Source organism: Paenibacillus sp. G34, assembly GCF_056856875.1.
This window is the reverse complement of the sequence record NZ_CM166469.1, coordinates 6,456,787-6,469,430: the sequence shown is the minus strand read 5'-3', so window position 1 is coordinate 6,469,430 and position 12,644 is coordinate 6,456,787. Positions and strand designations below refer to the sequence as shown.

Below are 12,644 nucleotides of genomic sequence, written 5' to 3'. Positions count from 1 at the left end.
AGACTGTCACTCCTTTTACATGTTCCAAGTGTGGCTTAAGCCATGATGCAGTGTCGAAATACGAGATATATTGTTGAATTTATCCCCAAACCCCCGCAGGTCTAAAACAAAAAAAGAAGGAACAACGGAAAATTGTTCACAACTTTATCCACAGGCTGTTGATAATATTATGGGTCAGATCACATATTCACATCCAAAAGTAATACAATCATAGCAAAAGAAGCCCCGCATTTCAACGTATGGCGAGATTATATCCACAAATTCAATAACTTGTGTATAATTTTTAGTCACAACACAATATATTGTTTATAAATTGTTTAATTTTCGACAGCATGACCTAAAGAGGAGAAAACTTTTATACACAGGATATCCGTCGAAAGATGCTAAATTGTGTGCAAAAGTGATTCTAGAATGTGAATAACCTTGTTGTGGATAAATCGAAAGTGGATTGAAGTGATGAAGTGGGTAAATGAGCAGATGAGTGGTAAGTGCTTTTCATCCTCAAGAGGCCTACATAGTAGAAGTGCGATGTTTTAATTGCTTGGTGGTCATCTGTTTCAGTGGATCTTAGACCCTCATTTTAAGTCAGGATTGAGTAAGAGAAGGATTCCCAAAGAAACATAAAGGAGATAGAGATAGAAAGCTAGAAATGTGTACGTTTGATGGTGCTTTTTAATTATCATCCAAAAAAAGAGGAAGGCCTCGCAGCTGGTTTATGGCTGCGAGGCCTTCCTCTACTTATAGATGAAGCATAGACATTTTACGTTGAAAGTTAGCGATATCTGCGTATTCCTCTTCCAGTTTGCGCGAAATACGAATGTAGATCGGCAGTAATTCTTGATAGAGGGAGGCATCTTCCTTGACGGGTGTATGCCGATGAGTTGTGCCTACCATAGAAGAAACGGCGTCAAGGGATTTGATCCGCCCTGTAGCATACAGTCCGAGAACAACAGCGCCGAGACAAGAACTTTCGAAGCTCTCAGGTACAACTACTTCCTGATTGAAGATGTCTGCCATCATCTGCCTCCATAACGGAGAGCGTGCAAATCCGCCAGTAGCCTGAATGGAGGTAGGTTGCCCGATCTGCTCTTCCATGGCAAGCAGGACGGTATACAGGTTGAAAATAACCCCTTCAAGCACCGCACGAATCATGTGCTCTTTCTTATGGTGGAGGGTCAGGCCAAAAAAGGAGCCGCGGGCATCTGGATTCCAGAGTGGAGCACGTTCGCCTGAAAGGTACGGGTGGAACAGGAGGCCTTCGGAACCGGCTGGGACACGCTCCGCAATTTTGGTCAGTACATCGTAGGAGTTGATGCCGAGGCGTTTCGCTGTTTCGACTTCAGACGCGGCAAACTCATCCCGTACCCACCGGAAAAGCATGCCGCCGTTATTCACAGGCCCACCGACGACCCATAGTTTCTCAGTCAGAGCATAACAAAATGTACGTCCTTTTGGATCAGTTACCGGGCGATCAACGACGGTACGAATGGCTCCACTGGTACCGATGGTTGCAGCGACAACGCCAGGTTTGATGGCGTTAACCCCAAGGTTGGACAGCACCCCGTCACTTGCGCCAATGACAAAGGGCGTAGAGGGGGAGAGAGCCATTTTTTCGGCCCATTCAGGATGAATTCCCTCTATTGTATAAGTCGTCGGTACAAGCTTCGATAAATGATTTGGTGTGATCCCAGCGATGTCTAGTGCTTCCTGATCCCAGTCCAGTTGTTCCAGATTAAGCAGACCCGTACAGGAAGCGATGGAATGATCGACGATATATTGCCCAAATAGACGGAAGAAAAGGTACTCTTTAATCGAAATAAACTTTGCCGTGCGTTCGAATAGTTCTGGCTCATCATGACGAAGCCACATCAATTTGGTCAGAGGGGACATCGGGTGGATAGGGGTGCCTGTACGCAGATAAATACGATGACCTACCCCGTTTTCTTGCAGCTTGGACGACCAAGCTGCACTTCGATTGTCCGCCCAGGTGATGCAGCGGGTCAGTGGATGATCATGCTGATCCATAGCGATGACGCTATGCATAGCCGAGCTGCAGGATACGAAGAGAATTTGCTTAGCGGAAATTCCGCTCTGGCTCATCACTCCACGTACCGAGCGGATGGCTGCTTGCACAATCTCATCCGGATCTTGTTCTGCAACATCTGGAGCAGGTGTATAGAGCGGGTATTCCTGGGTGGAGGTTGTGACCACCTCGCCTTGTTCGGTGAATAAAACGGATTTGGTGCTGGTCGTGCCTATATCAATTCCAATCATATAGTTGGTCATTACATCGATCCTTCTTTCTTTAAAGAGCTGTGTTATATACAAAATTCTCTTTCTCTGAAAAATACGATTAACTTAGTCACACCACAGTACTTAGCAGCAAAATAAAGATCAATCCGACCACTGAAAGTAGTGTTTCCATAACAGTCCACGTCTTGAGTGTCTGAGAGACACTCATATTGAAGAATTCCTTGATCATCCAGAAGCCGGCATCATTCACATGGGACAATACAAGGGAGCCTGCACCCGTAGCAAGTACAACCAGCTCAATGTTAGCTCCTGGGGTAAGAGCGAGCACGGGAGCAACAATGCCAGCTGCTGTGGTCATGGCAACCGTAGCTGAACCGGTTGCGACACGAATCAGTGCAGCCACAAGCCAGGCAAACAGAATCACATTAATATGTGCGTTCGTGGCAAATTCGGCAATGGCATTACCAACGCCACTATTAATCAGCACCTGTTTGAAGGCTCCGCCACCACCAATAATGAGAATAATGGTAGCTGTAGGGGCCAGACATTCACTGGTGAAACGAGAAAGTTCATGTTTGGTGAAGCCGCGGGCAAAGCCGAGTGAAAAGAGGGCAAAGACGACAGAGATTAAGAGTGCAATAATTTCATTACCGATAAACTCGCTAAAAACGGTAAATCCACTTGTTGCCTCAGGATCAACGATGCTGGCAATAGAGCCGATCAGCATCAGAATGACCGGCAGCAGAATCGTAAATAATGTAATGCCGAACCCAGGCAAATTGCTGTTTTTCTTAGATGAGAACTGTTCAGCGAGTTCAGCTGGTGCTTCGGTGTGAATTCTTTTGCCGATAAATTTACCGAATACCGGTCCAGCGATAATTGCAGTAGGGATACCCACAATTAAAGAGTACAGAATCGTTTTTCCCAGATCCGCGTTGAAGGCTTCAATGGCAATCATCGGTGCCGGATGAGGTGGAACAAGCCCGTGAACTGTGGAGAGACCAGCCAGAATAGGAATCCCGATCTGAAGCAGGGACATATTGGTTTTGCGGGCTACTGTAAAGATGATTGGAATCATCAGAATGACACCCACTTCAAAGAAAACGGGAATACCGACAATGAAACCAACAATCATCATGGCCCAGTGCACACGTTTCACACCGAATCGGTCAACAAGAGTAGTTGCAATCTGCTCGGCGCCGCCGGATTCAGCCATCATTTTACCAAGCATGGTGCCAAGTCCAATGACGATAGCAATCGTGCCTAAAGTACCGCCAAGTCCGCCGGTAATCGATGAAATCACGTCAGCAGGCTTCATCCCTGCAAGCAAACCAAGCATCAATGCGGATAATAAAAGGGTGATAAACGGGTTCCATTTGTATTTGGAGATCAGCAGAATCAGAAAGACGATGGCGATCAACGTCCAGATTAGCAGTGTAGCATTATGGGATAATCCGAAAATCGTGCTCATGATGTAATTACTCCTTTGTCTTGGTGATAAACGCTTACAACGAAATGTAGCGATAAGAGAAATCATTGATGTGATGACAGGTTCCTACATAAGATAGAGCAAACTAGCCTTAACATGCCCTAAAAAATAAACAAAATCGCATTCGGTATACTTGTCGACAAGTTAAGTAACAATCCTTCACGTCATTCACGCCGAATGGATTGCGAACTTCAAATGGGCAGGCAACAACAATCAGAGTTCAAAATTCAAAGCTTTCATGTAATGTTTGACCTGAGTCTTTAAAATACGTGCGTACCCCGTTCTGGATTAAAACTTTGTCCCCTGATTCCAAAGCAGTTGCAAGGGAGCGGTGTTTTTCAATTACAGCGCTTACTTTGGGCCCGCCTTGAGCAAATACTCTGCGTGTAGTAAGTAACATAACCGTCATAACGACATACCTGATGCTCTTCCACAAATGTGAGATGCGGGAATGTGCAGCTGCTTCGATAATTGTTTCGTGAAACGTGAGATCCTGATAGGCAAATTCGACGGCATCTTGATGTTTGCCGGCAAGCTGCATTTTGTCGATGATATTGCTAAGCTGAGTGATTAGCACCTGAGGCACATCTACTGCCAGCCGCTGCTGTACAAAGCTTTCAATGAGAAAACGTACATCATAAAGTTCTTCGACATCCTTCATATTGAGGCCCAGGATCACAACGCCCATCCGTTCAAGCCGAATCAGTCCTTCATTTGACAACGTTCTCAGCGCCTCGCGAACGGGCGAGCGACTGCTGTCAAAATCAGCAGCAATTCGATTTTCCGACAAAATTTCCCCAGGCCGAAGGGTTCCGTTGATGATTCTCAGCCTTAATTCACAAGCTATGGCCTCACCGCGAGATGCTCCTTGAAGCCAGGAAGATGGAAACTGCATATGGCTAACGCTCCTAAATTAAGTAATCCGTACATTATACGATCATAACATAATGTGTCGCAGCCCAGCATTCATTACAAATGACGAAAAGAAAAATTGGTAAATCAACACGTCAGAAGCTGTGTTAAGCAGAGCTTAAGTTTCCCCTATATAAATTGTCGACTGCTTGCTTAGTAAGGGGTTATAAAACAATAAGTATACTTGTATACAAGATATTTTCCATCCTACACCTTTCTCAAAAACTTGTAAACCTTCATAGTGAAGCGGATACATTCACCTTACTATGACTCCAGTTTAAACCTAATATTCTTTATCCACATGTGAATAACTTTAAACGTTAACTTAAGATTTTCGCGCAGTTATATAAGAGGTGTGGATAACGGAAGATGCCGAAGGATCAGGATTTTTTTGCAGACTGGGGATAACTTTTTTTGAATTACTTGGTGGCTGTGTGCTGAGGAAAAAGGATTCTGAACGATAGGAGTGATTTTTGAACACTGGAAAGCATATGAAAAAGAGGGAGAGTGGCGGAGTTTTTCAGTTGACTTTTCCAATTGAACATGATTAAATATATAAAGGTGTTTTCTTTATTAAGATGAAAATGATTCATCACATAAGTATTTCCTTGTAAGGAGGTGCAGTACATTGAGACCTACATTCAAACCGAACGTTAGCAAGCGTAAAAAAGTTCATGGTTTCCGTAAAAGAATGAGCACAAGCAACGGCCGTAAAGTTTTGGCAGCACGTCGCCTGAAAGGCCGTAAGAAACTGAGTGCTTAATGCATTTGAAGACCACCGAGGTGGTCTTTTTTTTCTTAAGTGAGCTCATTTCGGCTAGTTTATATGGTGATTCATCGCGTTGTGAAAAAGCCGATCAGCCGGCTGATTATAAATATGGATTCAAGGTTTCTTTAATTGGAAACCTACCTTATATACAAGTTGTCGCCAAGACGGTTTACCGTCGATTAAGAAAGCCTATACTAAATCAGTAATGATGCCTCCGTCAATAACGTTGATGAAGGACAGCAAGGAGAAGCGCCGTGTATAAAAGACTGCGTCTGCGAAACCGTGCGGACTTTAGCCGTGTATATCGGTTTGGAAAATCGTTTGCCAATCATCAATTCGTGGTTTATGGTTGCCGCCGTAAGGATACGGAACAATTCCGTGTGGGCATATCATGCAGCAAGAAAATAGGAAACGCTGTCGTGCGTAACCGGATGAGACGCATGATCAAGGAAATTGTACGTCATCATGAACAAGAGATTGTTACGCAAATGGATTTGATTTTCATTGTCCGCAAAGGTGCATTAGGCATGCCCTATAAGGAAATGGAGAAAAGTCTGATGCATGTGCTGCGTAAGGCCTCCCTGTTGAAGTCGTGCAAGCGGTAAGCTTCGGTTTATTTGTCCTCCTAATTATGGTATGATTTACGGTGGAATGGAATGGTTAAGAGAGGGGTTATGAAGTGTCGCGATTGAAGACATCAAAGGGGAAATGGATTCTCCTCATTGCAGTGATTGCAATGGTCGCTGTATTAGCTGGATGTACTCCGCAAGGAGCCGGGGTTACTACAGAAGATCTGAAGAAAAGTGATTCATTCTGGCAAAGTAATGTAGTTTACTGGTTCTCTTATGCACTCGATACGTTCGCAAAATGGTTCAACGGCGAATATGGACTAGCTGTCCTAGTCATGGTGCTGATTGTGCGGACCTTGATTTTACCATTGACGATGAAGCAAGTTCGCAGCTCCAAAGCCATGCAGGCTATTCAGCCGCAACTGAAGGAGATTCAAGCCAAGTATAAAGATACACCTGAGAAAGTCCAGCAAGAAACGATGAAGTTATTCCAGGAGAACAAAGTTAATCCGATGGCCGGCTGTCTGCCTCTTATCATTCAGATGCCGATCTACATCGCACTTTATAACTCCATTTATGGAAACTCCAGTCTGAGAACGCATGATTTCTTGTGGCTCCAGCTTGGAACGCCGGATCACCTGTTTATTTTGCCAGTGCTCGCTGCCATCACTACATTCATTCAAACATGGATGATGATGCGTATGAATCCAGCACAGCAGATCGGTCCGATGCAGTTCATGCTATGGGTGTACCCGATTCTGATCTTCGTTATGTCGTATCAGTTCCCGTCTGCGTTGCCGCTTTACTGGTTCTACAGTAATATCTACACGATTGTGCAAAACTATTTCCTTTACCGGAATAATGATAAAATTGTGGCCGAGGTCAACGTGAAGCAGAGCAGCTCTTCCAAAAGTGGAGCTAAACGCAAAAACGGTGGCAAGGCAACCGTCTCTGGGAAAGGGTCGAAAGGGGCCAAAAAATCGAAATGACCACAGTCATTACGTCAGGAAAAACCGTTGAAGATGCTGTAAACCAAGGATTGGCTGAGCTTGGCGTAAGCCGGGACAAGGTCGAGATACAAGTGTTAGAGCAGCCGTCAAAAGGATTCCTGGGTTTGTTCGGGGTGAAGGCTGCCAAAGTTGAAGTGAAACTGTTGCCTGTGCCTGAAGCTGTATCTCAGCCGATCAAACCAGCCACACCTGAAACTGAGATTGAATCATTACTTGAGGGTGTAGCAGTCCATAATCCCTATGAAGAAGCGGCTGCGTTTTTGAAAGAGGTTGCGGCAGGTATGGGTCTGGATGTGGAAGTGCATATCAAGAAACATCGGGATGGCCACATCTTCAATATCTCTGGGGAAGACCTCGGTATGATTATTGGTAGACGTGGACAGACGCTGGATGCGCTTCAATATTTGACGAATATCGTCGCCAACCGTTATTCGGAAAGCTTCGTACGCATTGTGCTCGATGCAGAAAACTTCCGTCAGCGCCGGCGGAAAACGCTTGAAGATCTGGCTGAGCGGTTAGCCGGACAAGCAATCCGTACAGGCAAGGAAGTTGTGCTAGAACCGATGCCTCCGCTCGAGCGTAAAGTGATTCATGCCAAACTGCAAAATCACCCGCAGATTAAAACGTTAAGTAAGGGCGAGGAGCCCAATCGGCGTGTGGTTATTACGTTGAAATAACACGCAATTGAAGACGCAATGGCTGCCTGCTCGGTGCAGAAGCCATTGCTTTTTTCGTACCGAAGCATATGAGATAGATAGTGCACCAATAGAGTTGAATATGTGTTGGCATTCTCCGGAATGGGTTGGATGACAACTTCAATATAGAGAGTAGGGAGAGATCACAATGATTAGTGATACGATTACAGCCATATCCACGGCGGTTGGTGAAGGCGGCATTGCGGTTATTCGTGTCAGTGGGCCGGATGCGGTAACCGAGACGGAGAAGATTTTTCGCAGCAAAACGCCTCTAACCCAGGCATTATCCCATACGGTTCATTACGGTCATATTATAGATCCTAGTAGTGGTGAAAAAGTAGAAGAGGTATTGGTCACAGTAATGCTAGCACCTCGTTCATTCACTACAGAGGATGTAGTTGAGATTAGTGCACATGGTGGTGTCGTGTCCGTTAAACGGGTGATGGATCTGCTATTGCAGCTCAATATTCGTTTGGCTGAACCGGGAGAGTTTACGAAGCGGGCTTTCCTCAATGGGCGGATTGATTTGTCCCAAGCGGAAGGGGTCATGGATCTGATTCGTTCGAAATCTGATCGTGCATTCTCAGTAGCGTTGAAGCAGGTAGAAGGTAAATTGTCCTCCAAGCTGCGTGATTTGAGATATACGTTGGTGGAGACGCTGGCTCATATTGAAGTGAATATCGATTACCCTGAACATGATGTAGAATCATTAACCTCCGACTTCATTAAAGAAAAATCCAGTGAAGTTATGACTGAAATCGACAAATTGCTCACTACAGCAGAACAAGGCAAAATATTACGTGAGGGCATTACGACAGCAATCGTCGGAAGGCCTAATGTGGGTAAATCTTCATTAATGAATACCTTAGCTCAGGATAACCGGGCAATCGTCACCGATATTCCAGGAACGACGCGCGATGTCATTGAAGAGTTCATCACAATAAACAATATTCCTTTGAAACTGCTCGATACAGCCGGTATTCGGGAAACGATGGACGTGGTCGAGAAGATCGGGGTGGAGCGCTCACGTTCCGCTGTGAATGATGCAGATCTGATTCTGATGGTTGTGAATGCTGCTGAGCCACTTCATCAGGATGAGATTGAATTGCTGGAACAAATCCGCGGTAGACAATCAATTATCATTATGAATAAAATGGACTTAACGCCACAGATTGACCGTGACGTGCTGCTCCGATATATTCCCGAGGAGAGGCTTGTACCAATGTCGGTGAAGGATGATCAGGGTGTTGATCGATTGGAAGATGCCATCTCCACGCTGTTCTTCAGTGGAAAGCTGGAATCTGCTGACTTGACGTATGTAAGCAATGTTCGTCATATTGCCTTGCTCAAAAAGGCGAGACAATCACTGGTAGATGCGTATGAGGCTGCGGATCAATTCGTTCCGATTGATATGATCCAGATTGATGTTCGTCTGGCGTGGGAGCAGCTCGGAGAGATCGTGGGAGATACGGCACATGACGCATTAATAGATCAGATTTTCTCCCAGTTCTGTCTAGGAAAGTAAATCATTATCCCGTTTCTTTCATTGAAATGGTTGTGTATGATGGGAAGGTACAATTTCTGCCCGTTGTCAAAGGATGGAATGATGTTGTTGCCAGGAAGTGTTGGTTTGATATAGATAGTAGAAGCAAATAAGGAGGTAATAACATGGCTTTTGATGGCGGCCGTTATGATGTCATTGTCGTTGGTGCAGGACATGCCGGGGTAGAGTCAGCTCTTGCAGCAGCTCGAATGGGCTCCAAAACATTGATGATTACGATCAACCTCGACATGGTGGCTTTTATGCCTTGTAACCCATCGATTGGGGGACCGGCAAAAGGACACGTCGTGCGGGAAATTGATGCACTTGGCGGAGAAATGGGACGGAATATTGACAAAACCTTTATCCAGATGCGGATGCTTAATACAGGTAAAGGACCTGCAGTTCATGCGCTCCGAGCGCAAGCGGATAAGTTCTCTTATCAGCATACAATGAAAGAAACGATGGAGAAAGAACCTAACCTGACCATGCGTCAGGGTATGGTGGATCGTCTGATTGTTGAGGACGGTCAGTGTGTCGGAGTTGTCACCCAAACAGGTACAGAATATCGTGCCAAGGCTGTAGTGCTGACAACAGGCACATATCTGCGCGGTAAAGTCATTATGGGTGAGTTGATGTACGAGAGTGGACCAAACAATCAACAGCCATCCTTGAAGCTGTCGGAACATTTGCGTGAGCTGGGCTTCGAGCTGGTACGTTTCAAAACAGGTACCCCACCACGTGTGCATAAGGATACGATTGATTTTAGCAAAACCGAAATTCAGCCTGGTGATGATGAGCCGAAGTTCTTTTCTTATGAGACAAAATCATCGACTAACGAGCAGTTGCCTTGCTGGTTAACATACACATCTGTAGAGACACATCAGATTATTAATGATAATCTGCATCGTGCACCGATGTTCTCTGGCGTAATTGAGGGAACAGGGCCTCGTTACTGCCCATCCATTGAGGATAAAATCGTACGCTTTAGCGATAAGCCAAAGCATCAAATTTTCCTGGAGCCCGAGGGTAAAAATACATCGGAGTATTACGTACAGGGTTTATCTACAAGTTTGCCAGAGGATGTACAACTGGCTGTTCTTCGTTCGATTCCGGGTATGGAAAAAGTGGAAATGATGCGTAACGGTTACGCAATTGAATACGATGCGATGGTTCCAACACAATTGTGGCCATCTTTGGAAACAAAACGTCTGCCAGGGCTGTTCACAGCGGGTCAGATTAATGGTACATCCGGGTATGAGGAAGCTGCTGGACAAGGGGTTATGGCTGGAATCAATGCAGCACGTAAAGTGCAGGGCAAAGAGGCTATTGTGCTTGATCGTTCCCAAGGTTACATTGGAGTACTCATTGATGATCTCGTGACTAAAGGTACTAATGAGCCTTACCGTTTGCTGACATCTCGTGCCGAGTATCGTTTGCTGCTCCGTCATGACAATGCAGATATGCGCCTTACGGAAATTGGTCATGACATTGGACTGATTACCGAGGATCGGTATGCATCTTTCCTGGATAAAAAGGCGAAAGTCGAGCAGGAGATTGCACGTTTGAAAGATGCAAAGGTACGTCCTGTTGAAGTTAATGCCAAACTGGAAGAGATTGGTTCTACACCGATCCAGGATGGAAGCACATTGCTGAACCTGATGCGTCGTCCGGAGATTGGATATGACTGGATTGAGCAAGTATCTCCTTCCGAGGTGGAATTGACTGCTGATATGAAGGAACAAGTCGAAATTCAAATTAAATATGCGGGTTATATTGAGAAGCAATTGATCCACGTGGAACGTTTGCTGAAAATGGAGAAAAAGAAAATTCCAGACACGATCGTATATGATGAGATTCATGGTCTTGCGATGGAAGCCAAGCAGAAGCTGGCGAAAATCCGACCAATCTCCATTGGTCAGGCGTCTCGTATTGCGGGTGTAACGCCTGCTGATATCTCTATCTTGCTTGTCTATCTTGAGCATTATAACCGCGTTACCGCAGCAAGGGGACAATAATGGACGATATTCAACAGCAGTTGCAGCTGCGCTTGAAAGAACATGGTTTAGAAGTAGGAGAACTTCAGCTGGAACAGTTCGAACTATATTATAAAGAACTTGTATCCTGGAATGAAAAAATGAATCTGACCGGTATTACAGATCGGGAGCAAGTGTATACGAAACACTTCTATGATTCAGTATCGTTAGCGTTCTATACAGATATGACAAAAGTAAATAAGCTTGCTGATATTGGTTCAGGAGCTGGGTTTCCAGGATTACCGCTGAAGATATGTTTTCCCCATATTCAGCTTACGATTATTGACTCATTAAATAAACGGATTGGTTTCTTGCAGCATGTAGTCGATACACTTGGTCTTGAACAGGTAGAGCTGATTCACGGTCGTGCTGAAGAGCTGGGACGTAAAGAAGGATACCGGGACAGCTATGATCTGGTTACTGCGCGTGCAGTAGCCAAGCTGGCGGTACTGAATGAGTTCTGCCTTCCTTTTGTACGTAAAAGCGGAATGTTCGCTGCGATGAAGGGCGGGGACCCACGGGATGAAATGAAGGAAGCGGAGTTTAGTTTTAATCAGTTAAAAGGACGGGTGAAGGCTGTTCATCCATTCCAACTGCCAGTGGAGGAATCGGAACGTCATATCATTTTGATTCAGAAATTTGATAAGACACCACATAAGTATCCTCGTAAACCAGGAACACCACTTAAAACGCCACTCGTGTAGAATTAGGGCATAAGGATAAAACAAAATAGTATGTTGAAATATAGAACAGCAATATACAAAGAGGATGTTTCACGTGAAACATCCTCTTTGATTTTTTCGTATATTTCCTCTATTAGCATGGATTTAATTAAGAATAAATCAGAATAGAGATGATCTATAAGATGCGTTAGCTAATGAAGTAAATGACTGTGTTGTTCCAATCGTTGAACGGAGAGGTCAAAAAAGCCTGCAAAGCGAAGCCAAAAGCTTTCTGAAAAAAAGGTGAATTGGAAGCATAGGCTTTTCGTTATCACCAGATTTGTTCTATTGAAAGGGAATCAAACAAATCTAGGAAAATAGCGATTCGAAATGTTTTGATGCTAGATTGTTTCATGTAGAAACCTTTAGTTCCACTGATATGCAATCAGAATAATCAGAATCATTTTGCTCCTTGCAAATAATAGAGCGTAAGGTTGGTATGATGCTTTATTCTTTCTTATTTTCCCGATCAATGTGAAAGAAAAGCAGGAAAATTTGCTGTCTCTAAAGAATAGGTAAACATAGGATTATGGTGAAAAAGATGATAGAATAGAAGTATCGGATTCTGCGTTAACAGTGATCATAGATTAAGTTCATATTAATAGATGGTGAAGTATTTGATGCTGCTACGCAGCAAGTCATACGAATG

At 44.5% G+C, this 12,644-nt stretch carries 10 protein-coding genes; 7 read left to right on the top strand and 3 right to left on the bottom strand.

Annotated features, from left to right (window positions below):
• Positions 1 to 738: 738 nt before the first annotated feature.
• The 3 genes from gntK to AC1VYS_RS29065 form a co-directional block, all read right to left on the bottom strand.
• Positions 739 to 2,286 (bottom strand): gluconokinase, encoded by a 1,548-nt coding sequence (gene gntK, locus AC1VYS_RS29075; RefSeq protein WP_482912533.1) that lies wholly within the window; start codon positions 2,284 to 2,286, stop codon positions 739 to 741.
• A gap of 76 nt (positions 2,287 to 2,362) precedes the next feature.
• Positions 2,363 to 3,724: a GntT/GntP/DsdX family permease gene (locus AC1VYS_RS29070; protein WP_482912532.1), complete on the bottom strand. Its 1,362-nt coding sequence runs from the start codon at positions 3,722 to 3,724 to the stop codon at positions 2,363 to 2,365.
• Positions 3,725 to 3,962: 238 nt separating this feature from the next.
• The gene (locus tag AC1VYS_RS29065) at positions 3,963 to 4,637 is read right to left on the bottom strand and encodes a GntR family transcriptional regulator (protein ID WP_482912531.1); all 675 of its coding nucleotides are present in this window, start codon (positions 4,635 to 4,637) and stop codon (positions 3,963 to 3,965) included.
• Between the two features lie 645 nt (positions 4,638 to 5,282).
• On the opposite strand from AC1VYS_RS29065, the gene rpmH reads away from it, so the two are divergent.
• The 7 genes from rpmH (at position 5,283) to rsmG (ending at position 11,977) form a co-directional block, all read left to right on the top strand.
• The gene (gene rpmH, locus AC1VYS_RS29060; protein ID WP_434748644.1) at positions 5,283 to 5,417 is read left to right on the top strand and encodes a 50S ribosomal protein L34; all 135 of its coding nucleotides are present in this window, start codon (positions 5,283 to 5,285) and stop codon (positions 5,415 to 5,417) included.
• 260 nt (positions 5,418 to 5,677) lie between these two features.
• Entirely contained in the window at positions 5,678 to 6,028 is a 351-nt protein-coding gene (gene rnpA, locus AC1VYS_RS29055; RefSeq protein ID WP_482912530.1) for a ribonuclease P protein component, read from the top strand.
• Between the two features lie 74 nt (positions 6,029 to 6,102).
• Complete coding sequence (locus tag AC1VYS_RS29050; protein ID WP_482912529.1) at positions 6,103 to 6,981, top strand: YidC/Oxa1 family membrane protein insertase; 879 nt, start codon at positions 6,103 to 6,105, stop codon at positions 6,979 to 6,981.
• Positions 6,978 to 7,679, top strand: coding sequence for an RNA-binding cell elongation regulator Jag/EloR (gene jag, locus AC1VYS_RS29045; protein WP_482912528.1), 702 nt, complete (start codon positions 6,978 to 6,980; stop codon positions 7,677 to 7,679). The genes AC1VYS_RS29050 and jag overlap by 4 nt, the downstream gene beginning before the upstream one ends.
• A gap of 166 nt (positions 7,680 to 7,845) precedes the next feature.
• Positions 7,846 to 9,222, top strand: coding sequence for a tRNA uridine-5-carboxymethylaminomethyl(34) synthesis GTPase MnmE (gene mnmE, locus AC1VYS_RS29040; protein ID WP_482912527.1), 1,377 nt, complete (start codon positions 7,846 to 7,848; stop codon positions 9,220 to 9,222).
• A gap of 143 nt (positions 9,223 to 9,365) precedes the next feature.
• Positions 9,366 to 11,255, top strand: coding sequence for a tRNA uridine-5-carboxymethylaminomethyl(34) synthesis enzyme MnmG (gene mnmG / locus AC1VYS_RS29035; RefSeq protein ID WP_441929754.1), 1,890 nt, complete (start codon positions 9,366 to 9,368; stop codon positions 11,253 to 11,255).
• Positions 11,255 to 11,977: a 16S rRNA (guanine(527)-N(7))-methyltransferase RsmG gene (gene rsmG / locus AC1VYS_RS29030; protein ID WP_482912526.1), complete on the top strand. Its 723-nt coding sequence runs from the start codon at positions 11,255 to 11,257 to the stop codon at positions 11,975 to 11,977. The genes mnmG and rsmG overlap by 1 nt, the downstream gene beginning before the upstream one ends.
• Positions 11,978 to 12,644 lie beyond the last annotated feature (667 nt).

What these genes read in the sequence shown, in the direction of transcription:
- AC1VYS_RS29070 (WP_482912532.1), bottom strand. Translation starts at nt 3,724, where the DNA reads ATGAGCACGATTTTCGGATTATCCCATAATGCTACACTGCTAATCTGG.
- AC1VYS_RS29065 (WP_482912531.1), bottom strand. Translation starts at nt 4,637, where the DNA reads ATGCAGTTTCCATCTTCCTGGCTTCAAGGAGCATCTCGCGGTGAGGCC.
- mnmE (WP_482912527.1), top strand. Translation starts at nt 7,846, where the DNA reads ATGATTAGTGATACGATTACAGCCATATCCACGGCGGTTGGTGAAGGC.
- gntK (WP_482912533.1), bottom strand. Translation starts at nt 2,286, where the DNA reads ATGACCAACTATATGATTGGAATTGATATAGGCACGACCAGCACCAAA.
- rsmG (WP_482912526.1), top strand. Translation starts at nt 11,255, where the DNA reads ATGGACGATATTCAACAGCAGTTGCAGCTGCGCTTGAAAGAACATGGT.
- jag (WP_482912528.1), top strand. Translation starts at nt 6,978, where the DNA reads ATGACCACAGTCATTACGTCAGGAAAAACCGTTGAAGATGCTGTAAAC.
- mnmG (WP_441929754.1), top strand. Translation starts at nt 9,366, where the DNA reads ATGGCTTTTGATGGCGGCCGTTATGATGTCATTGTCGTTGGTGCAGGA.